The organism is Sphingobium chlorophenolicum, from assembly GCF_000722875.1.
GTDB lineage: Bacteria > Pseudomonadota > Alphaproteobacteria > Sphingomonadales > Sphingomonadaceae > Sphingobium > Sphingobium chlorophenolicum.
Window position 1 is genome coordinate 69,038 of record NZ_JFHR01000018.1, and the last position, 25,639, is coordinate 94,676.

Here is a 25,639-nt window from a genome sequence, read left to right on the forward strand (position 1 = left end):
GCGTGGCTGCACCCTTGGCAGCGACACATTCTCGATCCCCCTCCCCTCTCCTCCGGCGCTCTGCGCCTAGATGCGGCTCTGCCGCGCGCGGGCGTCGAGCGCCTTTGCCCAATCTTTGAAGGTCGATGGCGGCGGCGCACGCTCGATCGTGAGGCCCGGCCGGGCATAACGCTCTTCGGCATTGGCCGCGGCGCGGTGCCCTTCGGGGTCGTTATCCTCGGCGATCAGGAGCTTTGTCACCGCAGACGGTATGACGAGCTGGTCGAGCCGACGCGCCCCAAGCGATGCCCAGCATGGGATGTCGTTCATTCGCGTGAACGCATCGGCAGTCTCGAAGCCCTCGGCAATCGCGAGGGTCGAGTCCCCTGCCCTGCCCCGCCAAGCACCAGTTCCCGGCATGCCCAGCATCACCTTGCGAACATAGTCGGCGGTGATGGGGTCGAGAAATATGCGCTGGATCGCCACTAGCCTGCGGATTTCGCGAACCGCGATAAGCAGCGCCGGCAGAAAAACGGTCTGCGGCTTGGGCATGTAGGGACAGCGCGGATGGAAACGGACATCGGGCGGTGCCGGCAGAAGATTGCGCCTGGCAAGATAGCGTTCGGCGAGCGTTCCGCGAACATCAATTGCCTGCGCCCAGATATGTTCGCCACTGCTCGGCCGCCGCGCGTGGTCGGGTTCTGGGATGGGAAAGTGATGGCCTGACCGGACGCGGCGAAGCTCACGCAGGACGTCTTCCCGATTGCACCCGCCGAAACAGGTGACGAGGATGCCGCGGTCACCTTGGCGAATCGAGAGGCTCGGTTCGCTGTCATTGTGTGCAGGGCATGGGCACATCGCGATATAGCCGGCCCATCGGCCGCCGAGCGCACCGACAATGTCGACGAGTTCCTGGGTTGGTCTTTTGGCTGTCAGCGGCATGGTGGAACCTCCACGTTCACAGCCTCGCATCCCCCTCCCCTCTTCAGCGGCCTCCGCTGTCGGCTCGATGATGCCTTGAGGCAGCGTCGGGCGACTCGACTTCTTTCGTCCAGAGAATCATCTTTAAAAACGCCGCTGCTCGCAGCGGAAGGATTCGTGATTCTAGAGATTCAGATTCGGGCTGGGAAAAGCTCCTATTTTCAATCCGTTGCGTCAAACTACCTGACCGCTCGGGGGTGTTTGGCTGACCGGACGGGGGCGCTTACCTGCCCAGTTGGGGGAGCTTACCTGACCTCGCGGGGCTTACCTGACCGATTGGGGGAAGCAAGCTGGCGGGCGCTCTCAGCCTCGCCGTCGGGCACTTTACGGCAGGAAAGCTACCCTGTCGGGCGGTTTCCCGGGGCTCACGCCGTGTAAACGCGACTCGGCGGCTTTCCTGGTGAAATGACCGTGGCCGCGTCGATTCTATCCTGACCGCTTGGGGGATGCCCTAGCGGGATCTATCCTGACCTGACTTGACGGAGCAGGTCAGGTCAGGCAGCAAATACGTTCCAGGCACTCTAATATTGATCGTACTATGGCATGGAAACCCCCGCTGACCAAGTAGCTGAGACAGAAGAGGACGAGGCCGGAGATGCATCTCCAGGTCGCGCCATGCGCGTAGCCGCAGCACTGAAAGCAAAAGGCGGCGACGAGTTTGCTAAACCTGGCAGCATCATTGAGATTAAGTTCGTCAAAGGCGAATCGCTAAGTCTGACTGCATCGCGCCTCCTGGCCCTGATGATCCTGACAGCCGGCGGTGATGCTTGGGAAGATCGGCCGCACAGAATGCGGAAGGCGGACATTCGGCGCGGGCACAAGGGCAATGAGCGCATCAGCGACATGCTTGAGGAGCTTCACAGAACGCTTTTTGCTGTCGACGACAAGTCATGGCGTGGAAAGAAAGCAACGCTTCGCTTCTCGCTTATATCTCGCTCTCGAGAGGAGACGGAAGAGGACGGTGGAGAGGCCGGATGGATCGAGTGGGAGTTCACTCCCGACGCAAGGAAGCTGATTCAAGCATCTGCGACCTATGCGGTGTTGAACCGCCAGGCCGTATTGGGTTTTCGGTCCAGCTACGCGCTCAAATTATATGAACTGGGCGCACTAAGGCTTCATCGCAGACAGGCAACATGGAGGGGCGATATGCAGGCCCTCCGAGCGGCGTTGGGGATACCGCCCGAGGTCTACACCGATTTTGCTCAGCTGCGCCGGAAAGTGCTCGAGAAGGCAAAGGCAGAGATCGATCAGCTCGCGCACTTCCGGGTCGAGTGGCGGGAGATGCGGCAGGGGCGTACTGTCACCGAGCTTGAATTTCGGTTCGAGCCAAAGGGCGCGCCCGAGGTCATCGAGACGGTCGATGAACTGGATCGACACTCCTCTGGCCGTAAGGCGCGCCGGGAAGGAACCGCCGAGACAGTTTCCGTTGCGCCCACGATCGCCGCGGTAACGAAGGCGCTAACGGTGTCTACGGCGAGCGAGAAAACATTCCCTCGGGGATCGCTGACCTATGAGGCGCCGGAGCTTCGCGAGATTGGCCTGAGGCACGGGGGAGGGTGGTCGGTCGATATGATGGCGGACGCCTACCGACAGCACATGGGGGACCGGCTCGAGAAGCTGCGCGGCAAGAAGCTGATCGATTCCTGGACCGGCTTTTGTGAGAGCTGGCTGAGCCGGCGCGGTAGGCCCTGACGACGAAATTGCACGCGTGCAATTTTCGTGTCCCCCACCGAGTCAGGATAGCGGTCGCGGCCGCAGGAAACCGAGTGAAACCGGGGTCGAACTTTCGAAATTTCCGTTTTTCTTGACCGAAAAGCGCAACTCGATGTACCACGTGCTCAATTGCGAAAGGTGAGCATGTGTCGAAAGGACTCGAGATTGAGGAAGCCGAGCGCGTAGTTTCGGTTGCGACGCTCGCGAAACGGACATCGTCCGTCCTCGAAAAGCTGCGGGATTCTGCTCGAAGTGCAAGGGCAGACGATCGGCGAGAGCCTACGTTCACGATTACTAAGGCTGCCGAGCTTGTCGGACGCACGCCGGCGGCGATCCGTGATGCGGAAAAGGACGGTCGCTTGCCTGAGCCGTCTCGTACCGACACCAATCGGCGGGAGCGCTACACGCTGGCGCAGCTGAATGACATGCGTGGCGTCTTCGGAACCCGGCCGTACCGCGCTCCCGGAGACCCGTGCTGCGTCGTGGCGGTACAGAACTTCAAGGGAGGTGTGGGCAAGTCGACCCTCGCGGTCCACCTCGCGCAGTATCTGGCGATACGGGGTTACCGCGTGGCGCTGGTCGACTGCGACAGCCAAGCATCGGCGACGACGCTGTTTGGGTACGTCCCCGACCTCGACCTCGACGAGGATGATACGCTCTACCCGTTCCTGCGGGAGGGGGAGCGATCCTCACTCGATTATGCGCTTCGGAAGACGCATTTCGATGGTTTGGAGCTCATTCCTGCCAATCTGCGACTCTTCAATTCGGAGTATGAACTAGCGGCCCGAATGGCTCGCGGCAGCGACGGTTTGCTTGATCGTCTCAAGGAAGGGATCGAGAGTATTTCCGACCGGTTCGACGTGGTAGTGATGGACCCGCCACCGGCCCTCGGCGCTATCTCGCTGTCGGTGCTGCGTGCCGCCAACGCGCTGGTAGTACCGGTTCCGCCCACGGTCATGGATTTTTCGTCGACCGCCGCGTTCCTCTCGATGCTCGACGAGACGATCGAGCAATTGGCCGAACGGGGGCTCGCTCCGGAGCTCCAGTTTTTGAGATTTGTGGCGTCAAAAGTCGACGAGAACAAGTCGATGCAGAAGGAGCTACTGCATCTGATGCGCACCCTTTTTGGGCACGCAATGGTCCGGACGCCGCTCAAGGACTCAGCTGAGATTGACAACGCGACAGCACGACTCATGACAGTCTATGAGCTGGACGGTCCCGCCACCAGTTCGGCAGTCCGCAACCGCTGCTTGGGATATCTCGATGGTGTGAATTCGGAGATTGAGGTCGATATTCGGTCGATGTGGCCGAGCCATCAAGCAGCGCTGCGGAAGGCGGCGCTGGCGTGAGAAGGGGAAAATTGCACGCGTGCAATTTTGCCGGAACAGGGAACGATTGCACGCGTGCAATTCGCTAGAAGGAGGCTCGAATGAGCAGGAAGAACACCGGCTTTGCAGCCGATCTGGCGGCCGGCATCGACCTGTCCGAGGAGGCTGCTCCGCAGCGCCGCTCAGGGCTCGCGTCGAATGTCCTGACTGGCCGATCCAACAGGTTGGCCGACCTCGCCTCCGGAGCGATCGTGAATCGGACGCATGAGCTCGTTGACCCCGCTCGTTGCCGGATGTGGGCAGGGCACAATCGCGACTACGCGCTGCTAACTGAGGAGCGGTGTGCCGACCTAATCGAGAGCATCAAGGCGCAAGGGCGCCAAGAAATGCCTGCGATCGTGCGGCGGGTGTCGGGCGATCCGACACACGATTTCGAAGTGATTTGCGGTGCGCGGCGGCACTGGTCAATAAGCTGGCTTCGGGCTCACAACTACCCCGACTTCAAGTTCCTCGTCGACGTCCGCGAGATCGGCGATGAGGAAGCGTTCCGCCTTGCCGACATCGAGAACCGGGCCCGCGATGATCTAACCGATCTGGAGCGGGCGAGGGACTATCTCCGTGCGCTCGACCTCTACTACGACGGCCGTCAGAAGACGATGGCAGAGCGCCTGAACGTCACCGAGAGCTGGCTCACCCGCTACCTCGATCTTGCTCGCCTTCCGGTCGAGCTGACGCGCGCTTTCGCCAATCCTCAAGAACTTGGCGTCCGCAACGCCATCGCGCTCAAGGGACTGCTGAAGCCTGAGGAGCGCAAGGCGAGGGCGTTCGCGGAAGCAGGGCGCATCGCCGAGGCTCGCGAAGCCGGTGGACCGATGCAATCGGTGGTCGATACCATCAAACAGCTGAGCCTCGCCGTTGACCCCCCCAAGAGGTCAGGATCCCCCAAGAAGTCAGGAAAGCCCGAAACGGTCTCGACGCCGGCCGGTAAGCCGATCCTCCGGATCGATGGCGCTGACCGGAAGGGCGTCCGGCTCACATTGCTCAACAAGGGCGGTGCATCGCGTCAGGAGGCCGAGGACGCCCTCAAGGCGATCCTAGACCAGCATTGGGCCTGATGGCCGCGGGATGCTTGCCAGGAGCTTCCTGGCGCCCTGAGGGGTAACGCCAAGCAGACGCGCAACGACTGAGGCCTGAAGGCCAGGGTAAGCGACCAGGAGCCGGGCAAGGGCAGGGGTTTTGCTCCGCTTAGTCACCTTGAGATCGGCTCGACCCCGGCGCACCGCCCGCTCGACGGCTTCGAGTTCGCGCAGACCGTCCGCGGCGGCCGCCGCAAGGGCTTCGGCAAGAGCCGCAGTAAGCGCGGTAGGGGAGGGGGGGAGGAACTTTGGCAGCAGGGTCAGGGACGGAATCGTGCGGGTCGTAAAACCGCCGCGGTGGATCATCCGTGGCATGGCGGCAGCGATCAGCCAGTTTCGATCCCGCGATCGGGGAGGAAGCGCCCATGAACGGCCGTCGACGGTGACGACCTCCGAAGCGTCGGCCGACACCTGCTCGGTCAGCCGAGATAGTTCGAAGACGCGTTCGGCGACCGCACGCAGATCCGTGTCGGGGAAGGGGGCGTCAGCGGCAGCGCGCACTTGGCGCCATAATGGACCGAAATGGGCGAGGTCGTCGCGGCCATAGGTTTCGGCCTCGGCGCGATCATCGAGGATGGAGCGCAGGACGTTGAGCGTTGCCCGGGCGATGGGATCCTGGGCATCCTCGTCCCGGCTCAGGGCGAGGTGGAAGATCGCCGCCACCGAGTATGGATCGTTGAGTCCTTCCGACGCGCGGGGAGGGGGGCTGCGACCGGCAATCCATGCCTGCAGGTCGCGGACGGAAATGGGCACGCCCGCCAAGCCAGCGAGTGCCGCTGCGCCGGAGAGGCGGGCGCGGGCCAGGTAGATGTCAGCGCAGGCGCTGTTGTGCAATCGGCCGTCGAGCCGACCAAGGAGCAGCAGGCCATCGTCGGCACGGAGGTTCTGAAGCCGATCCATTGCCCCACGACAGTGCCACTGAAGGAAAACAAAGTCAGCAGTTTGTTTCCACCTCTTGATCTGACAAAATATGCACATTTGATAATTGCACTTATCACATAAGCGTGTTTGACCTGTCATTATAAGGTGCGGTACAAGCGCCGCCGAGGAGCGTGGCGCGTCGTGAGCATCGAAACCGCCCAGGAAGGGCTGAAAAGCGCTGTAGCGCCCGCTGAGGTGGTGCTGCCGGCCGTCAGGGCGTCGGCCGACCTCGCCTGGACGGTCGTGCACATGCGCGCCGGCGAGCGCATCACCGTCAACGAGGCGCTGATCGCCGCCTATCAGGCTGCCTCTTCGCCCCACAGCATCCGCGCACTCAGATCCGACATCGAAGCGTTCGATACCTGGTGTCGGCGCACCAATCGGATCGCCCTGCCGGCAACGGCCGAGACCGTCGCCGATTATCTCGATGCGCGGGCAGGGAAGGGGAGCCGGCCTGCCTCGCTCTCCCGCTACAAGGCGTCGATCGCCAAGATCCATCAGCTGCTCGATCTCAAGGATCCGACCTCGGCTCCGTTGGTCAAGCTGCGCCTGGCGGCGGTGCGGCGCGAGAAGGGCGCTGCCCAGAAGCAGGCGCGGCCATTGCGGTTCAAGGGGCGGGTGCGCGACGTCGAGCGCGACCAGGCACGCGGGCTCAACATTCGCGCGCTGCTCGAGAGCTGCGCGGACGATCTGCCGGGGCTGCGCGACCGCGCGCTGCTGTCCACCGCCTACGACACAGGGCTGCGTGCTTCCGAGCTGGTCGCAGTTGCGATCGAGCATATCGAGGAGGCGATCGATCCCGAGGCGCGACTGCTGCAGATCCTCCGCAGCAAAGGTGATCAGGACGGGGAGGGGGCGACCGCCTACCTCAGTCCGCGCTCCGTTGCGGCGATCGCGGCCTGGACCGAGGCGGCTGAGATCACCGCAGGAGCGCTGTTCCGGCGGGTGCAGGTACGGCGTTACAAGGCCCGCGCGGCTGTGCGCGGTCGGCCGATCGACAGCATCTCGGGCAGAGAGACCTGGGATCTGCGCAAGACGCTCTCCAAGCCGGCGGTGAAGGCGCGCGTCGAATACGACATCGGCACCGTGGCGCTGCACCCGGGTTCGATCGGACCCATCTTCCGGTCGATCATCCAACGCGCGTTTGACCGCGGCGCGCTGCCTGACCTCACGGCTGAGGATCTGGCACGGTTGCTCAGAGGGATCAGCGCGCACTCGACGCGGATCGGGCTCAATCAAGACCTGTTTGCGAGCGGTGAGAATCTTGCAGGGATCATGGATACTTTGCGGTGGAAATCGCCACGGATGCCACTCGCCTACAACCGGAACTTGGCTGCTGAACAGGGTGCTGCGGGACGCCTCATAGCGAAGATCGGCTAGCGCGTAGGCGCGCAATGATTCAAACGCGTGGTCTCTTGCCTCCGTGGAGGGCAAAGTGAAGGGGGGCGTATGGAAACGACACAGCAATGACGCGCCCTTCGCCATCTCGACGTAAGGCGAAACTCCAACCTCGACCGCCCGACTGTATCATCCTTGCTGGTCGCGGTTACTCCAACAAACAGATCGCTCTTGCCTTCGCGCTCACGCCGCGCACCGTCGATGGGTATCTCACCGAGGCGCGTCGCCTCTTTGAAGCGCATGATCGCACCGAGCTGGTGGTGAGCGCCGTGCTCGCCGGCGACGTGGGATTGGACGAACTTCACCACCGTCTACCCGAGTAATCACTCGGTCTATTTCGACTACCGCTCCGCTGTTTCCTTCGTGCGTGCAACACGAACGGGAGCAACCCACATGATCTGCATCATCGACCATCACCTTGCGCCGGAAAAACAGACTGCTGCTGCAATTCATGTTCGCCGACCGCAGACTTCTGTTCGTCAAACTGTTCGGATGAGATGTACCCGTGGTCGAGGACGCTTTACGAGATTGACCAGTTCGCCACAGCCCATACCGTCTACGCCGTCGCAGTCGACAACGCTGGTGAGCACGAGGCCTCGCCGTGACGGGTCCTCCGCCATCATCCAGGTGCTTTGGCCAAGTGCGGGCACGGCAGTGCCGTCAGGGAGTGCGATTGTTTTCTTACTGCCCCAACGCGTGAGATGCCATCGGGTTACTAGGGTAGCAGCAAATCGGCCCGCGGGTGGTTAGCTTCTCGAACGCGACCGATCTTGGAGTTGCCGTACAACTTTTGCAAACGTGGTACGGAAACCTTCTCAATCATTTTTGGAGGCACGCCACCTATCTAGAAGAACCGCTAGGATGATCACCGTGCCTGTTACTATCCGTTTGACCGGCTCGCTGACCCCGATTTGAGCCAGACCGCTCTGAAGGACAGCAATCAACAACACGCCGATAAATCCACCAATAACCGACCCCCGCCCCCCCATTAAGCTCGTGCCGCCAATGACCGCTGCGGCAATCGCAGACAGTTCGAGGCCCGTTCCCGCATTGGGGTCGGCTGCCGCGAGGTAGGCGGCGTTGAAGACACCGCCGAGCCCGGCGAGTGCACCAGAAATCGCGAAGGCGGCCAGCTTGTAGGGCTTGGTCGAGATACCCGCGGCACGCGCGGCTGCTTCGCGAGTGCCAATAGCTAGGAGGTATCGGCCGCCGACCGAGCGAGTGATCAACACGTGCGCGATGATGGTGATGCCGATCGCGATCAGGAAAGCCGGGGACAGGCCAAGGCCGGGAATTGGCAGCGAAAGCCCCTCGATGGACGGGCCGACGAAGATTGTTTGGGAGCCGCTGGAGAGATAGGCGAGGCCCCTGCCTGCCTCAAGAACACCTAGGGTGACGATGAAGCTGGGCAGGCCGGCATAGGTGGAAAGCCAACCGCTGGCGCCCCCAAGCAGTAGGCCGGCGATGATGCCGACCAGCATGGCGACCGGCACGGGCAACGAGTGCGACACAACCATAGTAGCAACTAGCGTCGAACTCAGCGCAACAACCGATCCGACTGAGAGGTCGATCCCGCCGACCAGCATGACCAGTATCATGCCGATGGTAACGACCATCAATGTCGGTAGCTGGTTGAGCAGGATCTGCGCGGAGCTGGCCGAAAAGAATCCTTCCGACAGAAAGCCAAAAACTGCCACAATCAGGATGACAGCGATGATGATGAAGTTGTCACGCCCGGTGCGACCAACAGTGCGCATTAGGTCTTTCATTGTCCTGTCCCCAGCTCCCGCGTGTCGTTGCTGCCGGCGTTGCCTCCCACATGAGCCGAAAACGCCGCGGTCATGATCGCCTGCTCGTCCCAGTCGGGACCATTGAACTCACCCGCCACGCGGCCGCCTGACATCACGACGATGCGGTCGCATGTCATAGTAAGCTCATCCATTTCGCTGGAGGCGATCATCACGGCAGCGCCGGCGCCGGCGAGCCGCGCGATCTCGTCGAAGATATCCGTCTTGGCGGCGACATCGACGCCGCGGCCTGGCTCATCGAGGAGCAGCACCGGCGTTTCTTCCATCAGCCAGCGCCCGAGAATGACCTTCTGCTGGTTCCCGCCGCTCAGTTGGTCGATCGGCTGATCGAGGCCGGCACTGCGAATGTTGAGGAGGTTGCGAACCTCACTCGCGCGGCGGTAGACCCAGCTGCCGGGGATCCAGCGGTGCGCTCGAAGCGCGGGTAGCGACATGTTGAAGGCAACGCCGTGGCCGGCAAAGATGCCGCTCATCTTGCGGTCCTCCGGCACGTAGCCAATCCCGGCTGCGACAGCGTCCGCCGGCGTCGAGAGCGTTACCGCTCCGCCGTCCGTCACTCGCTCGCAAGTTCCGCTTGTGCGAGCATCGATCCCCATGATGGCCTTGATGAGTTCGGTTCGGCCGGCGCCGGCCAAGCCAGCCAGACCGACGATCTCGCCGGCATTGATCTCCAGCGAGATCGGATGTGGCAGGGCCTTGGTCGTGATGTCGGAGATGCGCAGCATCGGCGTGGGCAGGAGCGATGGTCGCGCGCGCTTCTCGCGTCTTGCGAAGCGCCCCGCCATGGCTTCGATCATGTCCGGGATGGTGAGGTCGCCGCACGCTCTGGTGAGGATCATCTCTCCATCGCGAAGCACAGAGATTGTTTGGCAAACCGACTTCAGGTCTTCGAGCCGATGACTGACGTAGATCACAACCACGCCCTGAGCGGCCTTTGCCTTGATCAGCTCGTGGATGAGGTCCGCCTGTTCGCGCGAGAGTGCGGCGGTCGGCTCGTCGAGCATCAGCAGATGTGTGCCATGCCACGAGGCTCTGGCAATCTCGAGGAGCTGCTGTTCGGCAAGTGACAGCTCCGCCGCCGGGGTCGCCGGCGAGAGCTGCGTAAGACCGACGGTCGATAGAAGGCTGCGCGCCTCCTTGTCCTGTTGCGCCTTGTCAATAAGCCCGAGGCGGGATGGGAATTTCGAGAGCGACAGGTTTTCCGCCGCGGTCAGCGTCTCGATGGTGCTCAACTCCTGGGTCGCGAGCGCGACGCCTGCGTCGAGTGCCTGCCGGACCGAACTTGGCCGGTAAGGCCGGTCATCCAGGATGATCTCGCCGCCATCGGCATCGAGGTTCCCTGCTAGGATATTGAGAAGAGTCGACTTACCGGCACCGTTCTCTCCGACCAATCCGCGTATCTCACCGCATTGAATGTCGAGGCTGATCGAGCGAAGAACCGGCGCCGCGAAAGCCTTGGAGAGATTGACGATGCTGAGCCCCATGGTCTTCTCCCGGATTAATGCCGTTTGGCCGTTCGGGCGGTGATGAGGTCGACCGGCGTCTCGAGATCGGGCAGGGGCGCGTCCGATTGGATGGCTTTCAGTGCATAATTAACCCCAAACACGCCGATTTGCGCGCCATGCTGATCGGCGGTGGCGGCAACCGCGCCGCTGTCCAGCAGGGGCCGGATTGCTTCGACATTGTCAAATCCCGTGATGACGACGTTGCGGCGCGCCTGCCCAACGGCTGAAGCGATCCCGAGCGCCATGCTGTCATTCGCCGCGAAGATCGCCTTCAGGTGGGGGTATCGAATGAGGAGCGCTCCGGCAATCTCAGAGGCGCGCGCCTGATCCCAGGACGCGCTTTGCTGGCTGACAATCTTGAGCCTTGCCGCAAGCGCCGCGTCCTCGAGGCCCATGCGCCGCGCGCGCGAATTCTCCGCTGTCGGGATGCCCTCTATGATTGCAACCTCGTCCGACGCCTTAAGGTTTGCAGCGGCATGGGCGCCAACCTTGCTCGCGCCTTTCCGATTGTCGGGGCCGACGAAGGGAATCGTGACACCATATTGTCGCAGGATGGCAGGATCGAGCCGATTATCGATGTTGATGACCTTAATTCCCTGGCGGATCGCACGCGAAAGAGCAGGAATGACTGCTTTGGAGTCTGCCGGCGCGATTACGATGGCCTTGACGCGCATCGCGATCATCTGATCGAGGATCGCAACCTGCTGCGCGAGGTCGTTCTCATTGCGGGTGCCATTTAGGAGCAGGCGATATTCGTCCTGCCGCTTATCGTGATCGGAGCGCACGCCCTCGGCCATCGTCACGAAAAAGCTGTTGGCCAGTGATTTCATGACCACCGCTATCATCGGCGGGCGCTGTTCGCTCCTGTCCTGCGAACAGGCGGTAAGGAACAGGGTCAGGATGAACGCCGTAGCCGCCTTTTTCATGGCTTGGCTACTATCTCGGACCGTTCGAGGTCGGGACCGCCTAGACTGGCTATGAGAGCGAGGACCTCGACCCGGCTCGGCGCGCTGTTCTCGGCGGAGCGCCGCGTGATCGAGATTGCGGCCGCAGCGGATGCCTGGCGCATGGCGTCAGCAAGACTACTGCCTGTTGCGAGCGCCGCCGCCAGCGTGCCGTTAAAAACGTCACCGGCTCCGGTTGTATCGACCGTGGGCATCTGGAAGGCTGGCAGCCGCAGAAAGGCTTGGCCGTCAAACGCGGTGCAGCCTTGAGAGCCGCGGGTTACCAGAACCGTCCCCCCGCTTAGTGCTTGCAAATGAACAAGAGCGCTTTCGAGCACCGCGCCTCCCGCCTCGATTTCCTCGACCGATGTGCCGGTCAGCTCGGCCAACTCGTGCTCATTGGGAGTGAGAATATCGACCAACGGCAGACAGTCGAGAACTTCCCGTGTGGCCGGGGCAGGGTTGAGGATCGTGGTGACGCCACGCGCGCGCGCCAGGGCAAGCGTCGCTGCAACGGTCTCGATCGGGATTTCAAGTTGGATCAGCGCGACCGAGGCATTGTCAGCTGCGCCGAACGCTGTCTCGACCTGCGCCGGCGTGACCTCACCATTGGCACCGGGAGACACGGCGATGACGTTGTTGCCGGCATCGTCGACAGTGATGATCGCCACCCCCGAAGAGCAAGAAGTCAGTCGCCGAACGTGATCGGTTCCAATGCGGGTGCGAGACAGGTAATCGACAATCTGAGAACTGAAATAGTCGTCACCGATCGCTCCAACAAAGGAGACATCGGCTCCGACCGAGACTGCGGCGGCCGCCTGATTCAGGCCCTTGCCACCGATGGTGACCGAAGAGCCGCGGCCAAGAACCGTCTGGTTGGGAAGCGGCAGTTCTGCGACGCGCACGGTGATGTCGCAATTGATGCTACCGACGACGACAACATGTGCACGTGCCATTCCTCATCCCATTGGGCCGTTCTGGTCTCTCAGACATGTCCTACTTAAACGATTTGATTCCGGCAATAGTGCATCGATGAATCGTCGATCCGGCTGGCTGCAGATGTGGGTGGGGCAGTCGAATCTCGCACCTGATTCGAGCTGGGGGTTGATCCGAAGAGCTATGCAAGCGCAGAAGGCGGGATGAAAAACGGCGCCAAGAAGGTCACGATAAAAGACGTCGCACGTGAAGCCGGCGCGTCCATCGCGACGGTTTCCTTTGTCATGAACAACTCTGGCTCGGTCGGCCGCGAGATGCGCGCCCGTGTGATTAAGGCCGCCGAGGATCTGGGCTATCGCGGCAATCAAATGGCGAAGACCATGCGCACCGGTCGCAGTCATCTGATCGGGCTGGTGCTCCCGGATTTGTGCAATCCTTTCTTCCCGGAACTGGCGCACTCGGTTGGAGAGGCGGCGCGGCGGCGGGGCTATGCGGTGATACTCATGGAGACCAACGATGGGCTAAGCGAAGCCGAAGGTCTCGAACGTCTCGCTATCTACGGGGTCGATGGCATCTGCTGGTGTCCATCATCGAAGCGGGATCTTCTGACCGAACTCAATATCTCGCTACCGGCCGTCGTGGTCGACCGCCCATTACCCAGGCACGACACCGTCACTTCCAACTATACGATGGGCGGCAAATTGCTCGCCGACTATATCCAGCGCTGCGGTTATCGGAGCATCGCGCTCGTGACTGGACCGAAGAACTTTCCCGGGACCGCACAGCGACGCGGCGGGCTGGTCCGAGCGCTTGAAGGCAAGGTCTCAATCACATGGGAATGCGCGAACGCATTTTCGACAACGATTGGCGACGAAGCGTTAGCGGCGTTGGTCCGCAGGGATACTGAACTGATCGTCTGCGCGAACGATACGATCGCGATCGGCGTCATCTCCGCGTTGCAAAAAATGGGCGTGAATGTGCCCGCCGATGTCGGAGTTGTCGGGTTCGATGACATTCCCTGGTCGGTGCTAGTCAACCCGTCAGTTACGACGATCCGGCAGCCCTTGCACGCGATCGGCGCGCAAGCGGTCAGCCTCCTTATCTCCCGAATCGAGCAACCGGATTCTCCGTTGAAGCGCATTCAGGTCGATGTTGAACTCGTCGAGCGCGGATCGACCCGATCGTCAGCTCCGCGCACTCCTAGCTGAGCGCTGGAGACCGGGCACCGATCGAGCCGGCGTTAGCAATCCGGCTCCTTCAGGAGAAGGCGGCGCGGCCGGCGCGAAACGCCACTGCCAGCACCGATGCTCTCGCTGGAATGGGGACTATAGGAGGCTCGATTAGATAGTCCGTTCCATGGGCGATCGCCGGACTCGTGTTAAATGGCCTGTCCGGTTTTTCCCCAGTCGGCGAGAAAGCCTTCAATGCCCTTGTCGGTAAGAGGATGCCGAACGAGCTGGCGAATGATCGCCGGCGGTGCGGTCATCACATCAGCGCCGATCAGTGCTGCCTCGTGGACGTGGATCGGATGGCGAACGCTCGCGACGAGAATCTCGGTCGAGAACGCATAATTGTCGTAGATGCGCCGGATGTCGGCAATCAGGGCCATGCCGTTCTGGCCGACATCGTCGTGCCGGCCGACGAAAGGCGATACGAAGGTCGCGCCGGCCTTCGCCGCGAGCAGCGCCTGATTTGCTGAAAAGCACAGCGTGACATTGACCAGTGCGCCGTCGCGCGTGAGCGCCTTGCACGTCTTGAGCCCATCGATCGTCAGTGGCACCTTGATGCAGACATTGTCGGCTATGTGGCGGAGAATATCCGCCTCCTTCATCATCTCCTGGTGATCGAGGGCGACGACCTCTGCCGAGACCGGGCCATCGACGAGGGCGCAGATCTCGCGCGTAACTTCCTTGAGGTCTCGACCTGACTTGGCGATCAGGGACGGGTTGGTCGTGACGCCGTCGAGCAGGCCCGTACTGGCAAGATCCTGGATGTCCGCGACATCGGCCGTGTCGGCAAAGAATTTCATGGCGGCTCTCACTGGTTGACAGGCTTCTTCAACTTGGGGTGCGCCGAGGACAAGAGGCTGAGCGGTCGTTGGGCGGCGACGCGCGGTTTCGGGCACGACGAACGCTATCTCAGCGGTTTGCTCATGGTCTCCAAATAGTAGGCTTCGAAGCGCTTCAGATCGAACTTCTTCACGATCTTGGCCTGCTGTAGGAAGCTTCCCTGCGGAAACTCGTGCTTGTACGATATCGTCCTGCCATAGTTGACACCAAAATTGGTATCGACATCGACCCAACGCGTCTCGGTTTCAGTCGCAAGGGACGGATCGAGCACATAGGCGATCGCGAGCTGGTCCCAGAATGGGATGAAGGTCCAGGGCGGACGATTGGGGTTATCCGGGATTCTTGAATATATCCGGGCCACCTGCGGATTCGCCTTGAGGATAGGATCAAAGAAGTCGAGCGGAAAGTGCGCGCTGTTTGTCACATCGAGGGGAACGAAGACCTGCTCTATCGGCTCGCGATAGACGATCTTCGCCGCCTCGGGGTCAAACCAGACATTGAACTCCGCCGCCGGCATGGTGTTGCCGGGCACGTCGAACGCGCCGGCCATATAGACGATCCGTCCGATGAGCGGCACGATATCGGGCGCCTTGCGGATCGCGAGCGCGATGTTCGTTGCCGGGCCAAGCGCAAGGATCGTCACCTGGTGCGGGTTTGCGCGAATGGCGTCAATCATGAAATCGACGGCGTCGCGACGCTGAATCTGGGTGCGCTCCGCGTGGCCGTCCGGGGGTGGCACGACCTCCGCATCGGACTTGGGCCGTGGTCCGGACCAGGCGCCGTAAAAGCCGTCGCCGACGCCAAGCAGGGCTTGCTCCTGCGCGAAGGACGCAAAGCTGTGCAGCAGCGGCCCCTGCGCACCGGCGAAGACGGGAACCTGCTTTTCCAGGCCTACGCGCTCGACGGCCTTGAGCGCGTCGACACGCTGCTGTTCCATCCAGACGTTGCCGGTGACCAGCGTGAGGCCGAGCAATTGGATTCGGCCGGCCTTATGCGCGTGCGCGGCGAGGATGAAAGCCTGCCCATCATCGTTGAAAGTGCCGAAGTCGGAGTCGATGATGAGCTTCTCCGAATTGGGCTGCTGGACCTGGGCAAGTGCCGGCGCGCTTGACAGCAAGCTCAGCAGCACGGTCGCGAATGTGCGCAGCTTCATTCAACCCTCCTTCCTGGATGTCCGGCGGACTTTTTGCGAGACTTCATAACTTGAGATTAAACGTTTTAGCAACTGCAAACACTTGTACCTCCGGGACAGGCCGCAGGATGTGTCGCTTACCTCCGGCAAGCCCGCCATTCACACGCCGCCCCGGCGCGGCTCGGGCCCGCTACAGGTTCGCTACGGCCTCATTTGGTGCAGTCCTTGGGCCGGCCGGCGTCAGCGGTCGGCCACGCTGTGCATACCCGAGCATATTCGAGCCGAACCTGTTCGAGGTGGTAGGTGGCATGCAGTCTGGCGCAGGAGCCCGAAAAGGCGGGCACCGGCGCCTTGGCATCGCGCGCGCGTTCGCGTGTATCTTCCTCGATCGCGCACTGGAGATCGGCTTGGAAAGTCGGCACGGCCTCGACTTTCGCGAAATAGGCGCGGGCGATCGCACGGCCGCGCTCGACATCGATTGGATGATGGACGCCGCAGATAATTCGGTTGTCGCCATAGCGCACACCGCGCGCGATCAGGGCGGGGCCTCTATCGGGCATCGCGGCGCCGAGTAGGAGAGCGGCGGTGTAGCCGTTGGCGGCATGGCCCGAAGGATAGGATTCGTTGGCGTTGAGGTAGGCCGTGTAGCAGGCGGTGATGCCGGGGTCCTCGGCATAGGGCCGGATACGTCCGCCCGCTGGCTGCTGTGCGTCCTTGGCTTGCTGGACGTAATAGCCGACGTCGGCCAAGCTCCATTTGAGCATATGCGAGAGGATCGGCCGGGACGAGATGGACATACGGCTGTCCGCGGCCTGGCTAAAGCGCGGCAACAGCTCGTAATAGTTGTAGTTCGCTGCATCGTCATAGGCTTCGGCACGCTCGGCCGCACCGGCCCGGGCCTGTGCCTGGCGCACGAGATAGAGATCGAGCAAACCGGTTTCCGAGCGATTGTCGGGCCTGGCGGCTGTCGGGCTGTTTAGTATTGCGCCCTTCAAGAATGAATCGGCCGGCGGGTTCGCGGCCTGGGCGGTAACCGCCATGGCCATCGCAAGGCCGGCGCCAAGACCAAATCGCCTTGCGTGAGACAGGCGCGATGGCAGCATGATGATCCTCCTCTTAAAAGCCGGAAATCTGCGCACGGGGTCGTCCGACCATGGTGGAACCCGCGCGTGCTTTGTTCTTGACGGCAAGGGCCCGGGGAAAGCCACTCGATCATGTGGCACACCGTAACTGAAGGAGCTGGGCGAGTGTCGCGATGGCGATGACGTCCGGCTCCTTGCCGCCCACGCCGGCGACGCCGATGGGCGAGGTCAGCCGTGTCCTCGCCGCCTCGCCAAGGCCGTCGCGTGTCAGTCGGCTCAGGAAGCGCGCGCGCTTGGTCGCAGAGCCGATGAGACCGACGAACGCCATCGGCGGCCGCGCCAGCGCCGCGCGCGTCAGACGATAATCGAGGCCATGGTCGTGCGTCATGATGACGATGGCGGCGTCTTGCGGCGCCTCGCCCACGCATTGCTCGACCGAGTCCTCCGGCACGATGGCGACCTGCGGGACGGTCTCCAACTCGGGGCGCGTGTCGAACCAGGCGAGACGTAGCGGCAGATGCCCGACGTGCCGGGCGATGGCCTGACCGACATGGCCAGCGCCGAACAGATAAAGCGGCCGTCGATGTCGGCCGACGATCTCGACGAAGGCCTCGCCCTCCGCGGGCTTGTCGCCGCGTGCCGAGAGGTTGGCGGGCAGGGCGGTCATGCTGACATGACGCTCCACGCGCGCGCTCGTGAGCCGCGAGACCAACATGCGATCCTCGGCGGCGTCGGCTAGCCAGCCAAGGCTGTCGGGATCGACATGTTCCACCAGCAGCCGCACCCGCCCGCCGCAGCATTGGCCGAGCAGGGGTCCAAGCGGATAATCCTGCACGCGCCAGGTGCCGGGGGGATGGTCGAGGATCGCCCGCGCCTGTTCCACGGCGCGATACTCGAGCTGGCCGCCGCCAATGGTGCCATGTTGCATACTGGCGGTGACCAGCATGCGCGTGCCCGGGCCACGCGGCGCCGAACCTTCGCTGGCGAGGACGCTGACCAGCGCGGCCGGCTCATGAGGCGCGACATCGCGCAGCCAGGCGAGCCATTGCGTCACGCGGCGCGATGCCCCTTGATGGCGCTGAGGATGGCCTCGGGCGTGGCCGGGGCATTGAGCGGCGGCAGAGCGCGATTGCTTGGCGCAGCCGCGGCAATAGCCTGGTTGAGGGCAGAAAAGACCGATATCGCCAGCATGAAGGGCGGCTCGCCGACAGCCTTAGAGCGGTTGATCGTCGGCTCGACATTCTCGCCATCCCACAGGGCGATTGTGAAATACTTCGGCCGATCGGAGGCGGTGGGAATCTTGTAGGTCGCGGGCGAGTGCGTGAGGAGCCGGCCCTTGTCATCCCAGACCAGTTCCTCGGTGGTGAGCCAGCCCTGTCCCTGGATGAAACCGCCCTCGATCTGTCCGATGTCGATGGCGGGATTGAGCGAGCGGCCGACATCGTGAAGGATGTCGACAGCCAGCACCTTGTGTTCCCCGGTGAGCGTGTCGACCACGACCTCCGAGACCGCTGCGCCATAGGCGAAATAATAGAAGGGCCGGCCTTTGTGGGTCGCGCGGTCGTAGGCGATCCTGGGCGTGGCATAATAGCCGGTGGCACTCAGCGAGACGCGGCCAATATGGGCCTTGCGGCAGAGTTGGCCGAAGGGCAAGCGCTCGCTGCCGGCAAATACGTCGCCACCGGCGAAATTCACATCTTCCTCCGCACAGCCGAAGGTTCGTGCGGTGAAGGCGACGAGACGCGCCTTGATCGTCATTGCCGCCTCATGGGCCGCCATGCCGTTCAGGTCCGCGCCGGACGATGCCGCCGTCGCCGATGTGTTGGGGACCTTGTCGGTGCGCGTGGCGGTGATGCGCACCTGCCCGACCGGCACGGCGAAGACGTCCGCGACCACCTGCGCGACCTTGATGTAAATGCCTTGCCCCATCTCGGTGCCGCCATGATTGAGTTGGATCGAGCCATCGGCATAGACATGGACAAGTGCGCCGGCCTGGTTGAGATGCGTGGTCGTGAAACTGATGCCGAATTTGACTGGGGTGAGCGCGATGCCCTTCTTGAGGATCGGGCTCGAGGCGTTGAACGCCGCCACGTCCGCCCGCCGCGCATCGTAGCGGGACGTCTCGCGCAGCCGCGCGATGATTTGAGGCGCGATATTGTCCTCCACGGTCATGCCATATTGGGTGACGTCGCGGCCGGGGCTGTAGAGATTGGCGATCCGCACATCCAGCGGATCTAGGCCGTTATGCGCGGCGATGTCGTCCATGATCCGCTCGATGGCGAGCATGCCCTGCGGCCCGCCGAATCCCCGGAAAGCTGTGGCGGAGACCATGTTGGTCCGCAGGCGCTCCGAGACGATCATCACGTCCGGCAGAAAATAGCAATTGTCGCTATGGAACATCGCGCGATCGTTGATCGCAGGTGAGAGGTCCGTGCTGGCGCCGCAGCGCGAGGCGAGATGGAGCTTGAGCGCCAGTAGCCGGCCCTCATGGTCGAAGCCGACGTCATAGCAGACGCGAAAATCGTGGCGCTTGCCGGTCATGACCATGTCGTCATCGCGGTCACAGCGAAATTTTGCGGGGCGGCCGGTCTTGTGCGCGACCAGCGCTGCCGCGGCAGCGAAGAGGGCGGCCTGGGTCTCCTTGCCGCCGAATGCGCCGCCCATGCGCCGCACTTCGACCGTGACGTCCGCGGAAGGCTTGCCCAGCATCTGCGCGACGAGATGCTGCACTTCGCTTGGATGCTGCGTGGACGAGAGGACATGCACCTGCCCGTCCTCTCCGGGGATGGCGATCGCGATTTGCCCTTCGAGATAGAAATGATCCTGCCCGCCCATTTCGAATGAACCGACCAGGCGACACGGCGCAGCCGAGAGACGCAGTGCCGCATCGCCCCGGGCCATGACCTGCGTGGGCTCGATCAACGAACCGGTAGCCTGCGCATCCTCGTATCGGACGAGAGGCGCGAGCGGCTCATATTCGATCGTGGCGAGACGGGCGGCCTTGCGCGCGGCATTACGGCTCGTGGCGGCGACGAGGAAGATGGGCTGACCCATGCTGAAAACAACGCCATCGGCGAGCAGGGGATCGTCATGCGCAACCGGGGCGACGTCATTGGCACCGGGAATGTCGGCGGCGGTGAACACGCCAACCACCCCAGGTGCGGCGCGGACGGCGGACAGGTCCATCCCAGTGATCCGCGCATGCGCGTGAGCGCTCTGCCCAAAGGCGAGATGCAGCAGGTTCGCCGCCTCGGGCTCGTCATCGATATAGCGCGCTTGCCCGCTCACGTGGAGATGTGCGCTGTCATGCGGATTGCTGGGCTTTGCAAGCACCGGCCGGCGCGAATCGCGCTCAGCCATTCTCAAGTTCCAGTACCGAGACCGTTTCGCCCTCAGCACGGCGCCAGAGGCGCCAGAGCAGACCGGCGGCAGCGTCGAGACGATAAGCGGACGAGCCGCGCACGTCGGTCAGCGGCGCATAGTCGCCTTTCAAGGCTTCGACGGCGTTGGCGATGGTGGCTTCCTGGAAGGGCTGGCCGGTCAGCGCCGCCTCGCAGCCGGCAGCGCGCCGGGGCGTTGCTGCCATGCCGCCAAAGGCGACGCGCGCTTGCGCGATGAGGCCATCCTTCACGGTCAGCTTAAACGCGCCGCAGACCGCCGAGATGTCACTGTCGAAGCGGCGAGAGAGCTTGGAGATGAGCACGATGTCGTTGGGCATGGGCCTCGGAATCTCGATCCGCTCGATGAATTCTCCGGGCTGGCGGTCCTGCGTGCCATATTCGAGGAAGTAATCCTCGAGCTTGATGACCCGCCGCCGTCCCGCGCTGCGCAGCGTCAGCGTGGCGCCGAGGGCGATCAGCGCAGGCGGGCCATCGCCGATGGGGGAGCCGTTGGCGATATTGCCGCCAACCGTACCGGCATTGCGGACCTGGAGACCGCCGATCCGGCGTGTCAACTCACCCAGATCGGGATGGAGGCGAGCGAACGCGGCGTGAGCGTCGGCATAGCGCACGCCCGCGCCGATGGAGAGGCTCTCGGGGGGCTCCTCGATATGCTGCAACTCGGCGATGTCGCCGATGAAGATCAAGGTGTCCAGCGTGCGCAGGCCCTTGGTGACCCACAGGCCAACATCCGTCGCACCCGCCACGAGCCGGGCGTCGGGATGCTCGGCAAGCAGCATCGCCAGTGCCCCGGCACTCTTCGGGATGAACCACCGCCGCTCGCCCAGCTCGCCCGAGACCGTCTCGCTCGATGCCAGTGCCTCGAGCCCCGCGACCAGCGTCCTGTCGTCGCGCGCCAGCTTGACCACCGCCTCTCCCGCCGCGAGGATGGGGCCATAGCCCGTGCAGCGGCAGAGATTGCCCGCGATCACGTCCGCGATGGGCAGTTCAAACCCGCTTGCTCCGATTGCGCGGCCATAGAGCGACATGACGAAGCCGGGTGTGCAAAAGCCGCATTGCGAGCTTCCATTCTCGGCCATTCGCCGCTGGAGCGGATTGAGCAGGCCCCCATTGGGACCCGCGCTGGCAAGGCTTTCGATCGTGAGCAGTGCTTTGCCATGGATTATCGGCAAGAAGAGGATGCAGGCATTGACCGCGCGCCAGGTCACATCCTCCCCATCCAAGGTGCCGACCAGCACCGTGCAAGCGCCGCAGTCCCCTTCCGCGCAGCCTTCCTTGGTGCCGGTGCGCGCGGTTCGGTAGCGCAGGAAGTCTAGCAACGTGGCCGTGGGATCGACATTCTCCAGCGCGATCGTCTCGCCGTCGAGGAGGAAGCGAACCGTCATGGCGAATTTTCCGTTGCGATCCAGTCGTCGTGCTTGGCTTGGTTACCGATCATCTCGTTTCCCGGCAGGTTCGCACCAGCTATGGATTTGGCCACCGAGCAAATCCATGTGCAATTATTGGCAATGGCGTCCAAATTTTTAGGACGCGATGTATGTCGGGTAGTTTCGACTGGGCTCTGCATCCCGACGGTGGCCTAATTCTCGGCGAATTTCTGGCGTTGAAAGCGTGCACCTCCTCAAGGGAGCCTGTCTTGTCGAAGTTGCGCAGCATGGGCACGAAGAGGCGGGTCGAGCATATTCATGTGCAACCTGGGCTAGCGTACCGATCTTTCGGACAACTCGGCGCTAGCTTACCCCCGGCGAGTGTTTGTCGCGCATCGTCTGGGCCATGACCTGAACGAGTAGCGATGCGGGCACCGAAAGCGTGCGGCCGCCCGCCGTGATGAGCGAGAATACGGATAAGGGGACAATGGCATCCGACAGCGGAACATGGACTAGGGCTCCGGACGCCACCTCGCCGGCGACGTCGATGGGCGTCATCATGCCGATGCCGGCGCCCTTCTCGACGAGTTGCTTTATCAGCGCGATGCTGTTGGCGGTGATGAACCCGCGACTGACGCCGCCGATCGTGCGGCTCCAGAGCGCATCCACGACGGCGCGCAGCGAAATGCTCTCGTTTGGCACGATCAGGCCTAGTTCAACACATTCCGAGAAGCTCACTTCGGATCGCTCGGCCAGCTCATGGGTGGGGCTGATGACGGCACCGATTTGATAGATGAGGGATGCCTCCAGTCTTACGGTCTGAACCGTCGGCGGGTTGAACGTCAGGCCAACCTCGGCATGGCCCTTGAGCACAAGATCGACAACGCCTTGCGCCCCTGTCATTCGGACATTGTGGTCGATGCCGGGATAGTCGCGCCTGAACGCCACCAATGTTTCTGCGAGGAAATCCGAGGCGCCTTCGACAAAGGCTATGGTCACTTCGCCGCGACGTAGGCCGCGCAAGTCGTCGATCTGTGCTTGAGCATACTTGAGCTCACGCCGCCAGCGCCGGACCTGGGAGATGAGCACCTCGCCAGCGGCTGTGAGTCGCAGCCCTTGCGGGAGGCGCTCAAAAAGCCGCACGCCCAGTTCTTCCTCCATCATTAGGATATGGCGATCGATGGCTGATGGAGAGATGTTCAGTCGTTCGGAGGCTCGGCGAATAGATCCCGAGCGTGCAACCTCATCGAAATATAGTGTGAAACGAGAGAACATGGCTTCACCTGTAAGCGTTCCGGAAATCGCGGCTCAGCCGAACGGTCGGCAGATTGAGCATCAGAGGGCACTTATTGGTATGGGAAGCCCACCAATAAGGTTCACGTGTAGTGTCCTAAAAACACGAATGGGAGAGTAAAATCACGGGAAAATTTGGACATGCTCGGGGATGTAGTGAGTGGCCTCACTCGTAGCCCGACCCCTCCGACCGCCATCAGCGCGACGAGCACCTCGCGGGTATTGACGGTGCGAAGCGCGTCGATCACCGAGCCGGTGAGGGCGAGACAAGAGAGGCCCTGCATGAGGGCAGGATCCGAGAACATATGCTCACGTCCTTCTCCCCCGGTTCGACGATATTGGTCATGGACACTTGCAGCGGCGCTCCAGATTACCCCCTTGGACGCATGCAAATCGGCCGATCAGGCTGCCGTTCGGCGGGCCACCTCGATGAAATGCTCCGCTATCGGCGGAAGGTTTGTTGCTTCCCATGCGATCGAGAGATCGATAGAAGCGGACAGATCGTTCAGCTGACGGAAGCAGACGTCTTTCCAGGTCAGGCCGGCGGTCCAGGATGGAACGATGGAGACGCCATCCCCAGCCGAAACGAACGCCATCGCCGTCAACGTCGTGTCGGCATGCTGGCTCGGCTCGATGTTGAGACCTGCCGCTTCAAGCTGCTCATCGATTTCGTGGAATGCCTCGCGCAGATCGCCGCGCGAAATACGGACTATCCGTGCCTCCTTCAGGTCGCGCAGCCTGAGCACTTCGATTCTCGCAAGGGGATGATTGGTGCGCATTGCGACAACGAACTGCTCACGCCGCAAACACTCCACATGGAGTGTTCCAGCATTTTGAGGGGGCCTGAGGAGCGCTACGTGAAGCGCGCCGGTTTCGACGGCGGTTACGAGCTGCTGACTCTCCCGGTTCTCGATGTGGATCAGCGCGCCCGCGTAACGGTGCCGAAACGTGGCGAGCACCTCCGGCAGAAAGCCAAAGGCTGTCGGAAGAATGGCGCCGATCCGGATACTGTTCGAGGCCTGCCCAGCCTCTGTTCGCGCCGTCTCGATTGCCCGATCGAGATGCTGGAGGATTTCCTCGGCGTCCTTCAGGAAGGTTTGGCCGGGGCCGGTCAGCAATACCCGGCGTGTCGTGCGCTCGACGAGGCGGAAGCCTAGCTTCGTCTCCAGGTCGCGCACCAATTGACTCAGCGCCGGCTGGGTCATGTGGAGGCGGCTAGCGGCTCGTCCGAAGTGAAGTTCCTGCGCCAACACGGACAGTGCCTGCAGATGCCTCACTTCGGTCGAGCGGCTCACCATATATTTTAGTATCTGTAGAAGGGGCGTTCGCCCAACGTCGTCGTGCGGTGCATGACCCTGGTATATTGGCCATCCCAGCCATCGCGGCGGTGCATGGTGCAGCGATTGTCCCACATGATCATGTCTCCATCTTCCCACACCTGCTTGAACTGAAAATCAGGCATGCGAACGAAGTCGAAGATCTCCGACAATATCGCGGCGCTTTCATCGAGCGGTAATCCGACGATCCAGCTGCTGGGGCTGTCGATTCCGACATAGAGGCAATTTCGTCCGGACTCGCCATGCGTGCGGACAATAGGGTGGCGCATGTGCGCCCAGAGCCTGATGTCGTCGGTGTCGGGAGCGGTTTGCCCGGTGCGGACACGCCCGGCCCCATCGAAAATCGTGGTGGACTGGATCAATCGTCCTTCCAGGATCTTGCGCAGAGCGGAGGGGAGTTGTTCGTATATGCCGTACATATCGGCGAAGTAGGTGTCGCCGCCTTCAGGGGGCAACTCGATGGCATGAAGCAGCGCCGCTGCGGGCGGACGCTCGTAGAACCAGGTGTCCGTATGCCATTGCGCTTCGCTGTTGCCCATGGTTCCGGACGACTTGCCATCAACCTTGGCGTTGCCGATCACGAGAATTTCCTCATGATCGGGGTGCGCCCCTTCCTCTCCCTTCAACTGCCGAGGGTGCTTGACGAAATCCCCAAGCATGCCGGTCAGGCGTACCTGCTGTTCGTCTGAAAAGCGGTAGCCACGAAACCGAACGACACCATGGTCGAGCCACGCCGCGCGCATCTCCGCAACTTGACGCTCGTCGAGCAGCTCAAAGTCGAAACCAACGATGTCGGCTCCAAATCCATTTGAGGATGGGACGACCTCGAGTCGTGAACCGACTGGGCGGGATCTGGAGGCAACAGCAGTGGCGGACATGACAATCTCTCCGTTCGTGGTGGATTGACAGTGCCACGACTTTTGCGCCGGAATAAATTATAGATCAAGGAGATTGATAAGCCGCCCTTATTTATGGCTGACCAGCGGAGAAGTATCGCCCATTTTCAGCGGTCGCTTCGAAAGCCTGTGCTGCGCGATGAGCGCTTTCGATAACCGGATCGACCACGCGCGGGTTGGCGTTGCGCTTACGAACCGCTGCAATCTGCCACGGTAGAAACTCCTGCGGGATATCGTAGATCGAAAGGCGACCCTCGGTCACCATGTTGATTGCCACTGAGAGTTGACCCGGGAAGGGCCGATATTTCCACTGAGAAGTGACCCATGTTGAACTCACCCCTGGCTTTGGCGAGCGAGGGGTCATGGAGTGTTGGACATGGCGTTATTGAGCGTAATCCGGCGCTGGCATTACC

Annotated in this window: 22 protein-coding genes; 6 read left to right on the forward strand and 16 right to left on the reverse strand. The window is 62.3% G+C overall.

The window, feature by feature from the left end:
• Window positions 1–66 precede the first annotated feature (66 nt).
• A complete protein-coding gene (locus tag BV95_RS09815; RefSeq protein WP_037450778.1) occupies window positions 67–921 on the reverse strand; it encodes a DUF7146 domain-containing protein in 855 nt (284 codons plus the stop codon).
• Between the two features lie 582 nt (window positions 922–1,503).
• Between BV95_RS09815 and BV95_RS09820 the strand changes: the two genes are divergently transcribed.
• The 3 genes from BV95_RS09820 (at window position 1,504) to BV95_RS09830 (ending at window position 5,116) form a co-directional block, all read left to right on the forward strand.
• Window positions 1,504–2,652 (forward strand): replication initiation protein, encoded by a 1,149-nt coding sequence (locus BV95_RS09820; protein ID WP_174544479.1) that lies wholly within the window; start codon window positions 1,504–1,506, stop codon window positions 2,650–2,652.
• A gap of 167 nt (window positions 2,653–2,819) precedes the next feature.
• Entirely contained in the window at window positions 2,820–4,022 is a 1,203-nt protein-coding gene (locus tag BV95_RS09825) for an AAA family ATPase (protein WP_037450784.1), read from the forward strand.
• 80 nt (window positions 4,023–4,102) lie between these two features.
• Entirely contained in the window at window positions 4,103–5,116 is a 1,014-nt protein-coding gene (locus BV95_RS09830; RefSeq protein ID WP_037450787.1) for a ParB/RepB/Spo0J family partition protein, read from the forward strand.
• Here BV95_RS09830 and BV95_RS09835 read toward each other — a convergent pair.
• Window positions 5,096–6,037 (reverse strand): hypothetical protein, encoded by a 942-nt coding sequence (locus BV95_RS09835; RefSeq protein WP_037450840.1) that lies wholly within the window; start codon window positions 6,035–6,037, stop codon window positions 5,096–5,098. The two genes, BV95_RS09830 and BV95_RS09835, sit on opposite strands and share 21 nt — an antisense overlap.
• 162 nt (window positions 6,038–6,199) lie before the next feature.
• On the opposite strand from BV95_RS09835, the gene BV95_RS09840 reads away from it, so the two are divergent.
• Window positions 6,200–7,438: a site-specific integrase gene (locus tag BV95_RS09840; protein ID WP_037450790.1), complete on the forward strand. Its 1,239-nt coding sequence runs from the start codon at window positions 6,200–6,202 to the stop codon at window positions 7,436–7,438.
• 86 nt (window positions 7,439–7,524) lie between these two features.
• Window positions 7,525–7,779, forward strand: a complete 255-nt coding sequence (locus tag BV95_RS09845) for a LuxR C-terminal-related transcriptional regulator (protein ID WP_081873336.1) — start codon at window positions 7,525–7,527, stop codon at window positions 7,777–7,779.
• Between the two features lie 492 nt (window positions 7,780–8,271).
• Here BV95_RS09845 and BV95_RS09850 read toward each other — a convergent pair whose 3' ends face one another.
• From BV95_RS09850 to BV95_RS09865, 4 genes are read right to left on the reverse strand one after another with little or no spacing between them, the layout of a single operon-like run.
• Entirely contained in the window at window positions 8,272–9,225 is a 954-nt protein-coding gene (locus BV95_RS09850) for an ABC transporter permease (protein WP_202901556.1), read from the reverse strand.
• Window positions 9,222–10,748, reverse strand: a complete 1,527-nt coding sequence (locus BV95_RS09855; protein ID WP_037450792.1) for a sugar ABC transporter ATP-binding protein — start codon at window positions 10,746–10,748, stop codon at window positions 9,222–9,224. The genes BV95_RS09850 and BV95_RS09855 overlap by 4 nt, the downstream gene beginning before the upstream one ends.
• A gap of 14 nt (window positions 10,749–10,762) precedes the next feature.
• Window positions 10,763–11,695 carry a substrate-binding domain-containing protein gene (locus BV95_RS09860; RefSeq protein WP_037450794.1) on the reverse strand — a complete coding sequence of 311 codons (933 nt, stop codon included), beginning with the start codon at window positions 11,693–11,695 and terminating at the stop codon, window positions 10,763–10,765.
• The gene (locus tag BV95_RS09865; protein WP_051749691.1) at window positions 11,692–12,669 is read right to left on the reverse strand and encodes a ribokinase; all 978 of its coding nucleotides are present in this window, start codon (window positions 12,667–12,669) and stop codon (window positions 11,692–11,694) included. Before BV95_RS09865 ends, BV95_RS09860 begins: the two co-directional genes overlap by 4 nt.
• 183 nt (window positions 12,670–12,852) lie before the next feature.
• Between BV95_RS09865 and BV95_RS09870 the strand changes: the two genes are divergently transcribed.
• Window positions 12,853–13,857 (forward strand): LacI family DNA-binding transcriptional regulator, encoded by a 1,005-nt coding sequence (locus tag BV95_RS09870; protein ID WP_037450796.1) that lies wholly within the window; start codon window positions 12,853–12,855, stop codon window positions 13,855–13,857.
• Between the two features lie 170 nt (window positions 13,858–14,027).
• Here the strand turns inward: BV95_RS09870 and fsa are convergent, their stop codons facing one another.
• The 10 genes from fsa to BV95_RS09925 all read right to left on the reverse strand — a co-directional run bounded on the left by fsa (window position 14,028) and on the right by BV95_RS09925 (window position 25,503).
• On the reverse strand, window positions 14,028–14,678 hold the full coding sequence (fsa, locus tag BV95_RS09875; RefSeq protein WP_037450798.1) for a fructose-6-phosphate aldolase: 651 nt from the start codon (window positions 14,676–14,678) through the stop codon (window positions 14,028–14,030).
• Between the two features lie 104 nt (window positions 14,679–14,782).
• A complete protein-coding gene (locus BV95_RS09880; RefSeq protein WP_037450800.1) occupies window positions 14,783–15,871 on the reverse strand; it encodes a nucleoside hydrolase in 1,089 nt (362 codons plus the stop codon).
• A 188-nt stretch (window positions 15,872–16,059) separates the two neighbouring features.
• Window positions 16,060–16,953 carry a phosphatase PAP2 family protein gene (locus tag BV95_RS22705; protein WP_081873337.1) on the reverse strand — a complete coding sequence of 298 codons (894 nt, stop codon included), beginning with the start codon at window positions 16,951–16,953 and terminating at the stop codon, window positions 16,060–16,062.
• Window positions 16,954–17,062: 109 nt separating this feature from the next.
• Window positions 17,063–17,986, reverse strand: a complete 924-nt coding sequence (xdhC, locus tag BV95_RS09890) for a xanthine dehydrogenase accessory protein XdhC (RefSeq protein ID WP_037450803.1) — start codon at window positions 17,984–17,986, stop codon at window positions 17,063–17,065.
• On the reverse strand, window positions 17,983–20,292 hold the full coding sequence (gene xdhB, locus BV95_RS09895; RefSeq protein ID WP_037450806.1) for a xanthine dehydrogenase molybdopterin binding subunit: 2,310 nt from the start codon (window positions 20,290–20,292) through the stop codon (window positions 17,983–17,985). Before xdhB ends, xdhC begins: the two co-directional genes overlap by 4 nt.
• Window positions 20,285–21,718 carry a xanthine dehydrogenase small subunit gene (xdhA, locus tag BV95_RS09900; protein WP_037450808.1) on the reverse strand — a complete coding sequence of 478 codons (1,434 nt, stop codon included), beginning with the start codon at window positions 21,716–21,718 and terminating at the stop codon, window positions 20,285–20,287. The genes xdhB and xdhA overlap by 8 nt, the downstream gene beginning before the upstream one ends.
• A gap of 345 nt (window positions 21,719–22,063) precedes the next feature.
• Window positions 22,064–22,975, reverse strand: a complete 912-nt coding sequence (locus BV95_RS09905; RefSeq protein WP_037450811.1) for a LysR family transcriptional regulator — start codon at window positions 22,973–22,975, stop codon at window positions 22,064–22,066.
• A gap of 419 nt (window positions 22,976–23,394) precedes the next feature.
• Complete coding sequence (locus BV95_RS09915; RefSeq protein ID WP_037450817.1) at window positions 23,395–24,291, reverse strand: LysR family transcriptional regulator; 897 nt, start codon at window positions 24,289–24,291, stop codon at window positions 23,395–23,397.
• Between the two features lie 5 nt (window positions 24,292–24,296).
• Window positions 24,297–25,208: a TauD/TfdA dioxygenase family protein gene (locus tag BV95_RS09920; RefSeq protein WP_081873338.1), complete on the reverse strand. Its 912-nt coding sequence runs from the start codon at window positions 25,206–25,208 to the stop codon at window positions 24,297–24,299.
• 91 nt (window positions 25,209–25,299) lie between these two features.
• Complete coding sequence (locus tag BV95_RS09925) at window positions 25,300–25,503, reverse strand: hypothetical protein (protein ID WP_156028629.1); 204 nt, start codon at window positions 25,501–25,503, stop codon at window positions 25,300–25,302.
• Window positions 25,504–25,639: the final 136 nt, after the last annotated feature.

What these genes read in the sequence shown, in the direction of transcription:
- BV95_RS09820 (WP_174544479.1), top strand. Translation starts at nt 1,504, where the DNA reads ATGGAAACCCCCGCTGACCAAGTAGCTGAGACAGAAGAGGACGAGGCC.
- BV95_RS09855 (WP_037450792.1), bottom strand. Translation starts at nt 10,748, where the DNA reads ATGGGGCTCAGCATCGTCAATCTCTCCAAGGCTTTCGCGGCGCCGGTT.
- BV95_RS09850 (WP_202901556.1), bottom strand. Translation starts at nt 9,225, where the DNA reads ATGAAAGACCTAATGCGCACTGTTGGTCGCACCGGGCGTGACAACTTC.
- BV95_RS22705 (WP_081873337.1), bottom strand. Translation starts at nt 16,953, where the DNA reads ATGCTGCCATCGCGCCTGTCTCACGCAAGGCGATTTGGTCTTGGCGCC.
- BV95_RS09905 (WP_037450811.1), bottom strand. Translation starts at nt 22,975, where the DNA reads ATGTTCTCTCGTTTCACACTATATTTCGATGAGGTTGCACGCTCGGGA.
- BV95_RS09815 (WP_037450778.1), bottom strand. Translation starts at nt 921, where the DNA reads ATGCCGCTGACAGCCAAAAGACCAACCCAGGAACTCGTCGACATTGTC.
- BV95_RS09920 (WP_081873338.1), bottom strand. Translation starts at nt 25,208, where the DNA reads ATGTCCGCCACTGCTGTTGCCTCCAGATCCCGCCCAGTCGGTTCACGA.
- BV95_RS09860 (WP_037450794.1), bottom strand. Translation starts at nt 11,695, where the DNA reads ATGAAAAAGGCGGCTACGGCGTTCATCCTGACCCTGTTCCTTACCGCC.
- BV95_RS09830 (WP_037450787.1), top strand. Translation starts at nt 4,103, where the DNA reads ATGAGCAGGAAGAACACCGGCTTTGCAGCCGATCTGGCGGCCGGCATC.
- xdhB (WP_037450806.1), bottom strand. Translation starts at nt 20,292, where the DNA reads ATGGCTGAGCGCGATTCGCGCCGGCCGGTGCTTGCAAAGCCCAGCAAT.
- xdhA (WP_037450808.1), bottom strand. Translation starts at nt 21,718, where the DNA reads ATGACGGTTCGCTTCCTCCTCGACGGCGAGACGATCGCGCTGGAGAAT.
- BV95_RS09835 (WP_037450840.1), bottom strand. Translation starts at nt 6,037, where the DNA reads ATGGATCGGCTTCAGAACCTCCGTGCCGACGATGGCCTGCTGCTCCTT.
- BV95_RS09865 (WP_051749691.1), bottom strand. Translation starts at nt 12,669, where the DNA reads ATGGCACGTGCACATGTTGTCGTCGTCGGTAGCATCAATTGCGACATC.
- BV95_RS09845 (WP_081873336.1), top strand. Translation starts at nt 7,525, where the DNA reads ATGACGCGCCCTTCGCCATCTCGACGTAAGGCGAAACTCCAACCTCGA.
- fsa (WP_037450798.1), bottom strand. Translation starts at nt 14,678, where the DNA reads ATGAAATTCTTTGCCGACACGGCCGATGTCGCGGACATCCAGGATCTT.
- BV95_RS09880 (WP_037450800.1), bottom strand. Translation starts at nt 15,871, where the DNA reads ATGAAGCTGCGCACATTCGCGACCGTGCTGCTGAGCTTGCTGTCAAGC.
- BV95_RS09870 (WP_037450796.1), top strand. Translation starts at nt 12,853, where the DNA reads ATGAAAAACGGCGCCAAGAAGGTCACGATAAAAGACGTCGCACGTGAA.
- BV95_RS09915 (WP_037450817.1), bottom strand. Translation starts at nt 24,291, where the DNA reads ATGGTGAGCCGCTCGACCGAAGTGAGGCATCTGCAGGCACTGTCCGTG.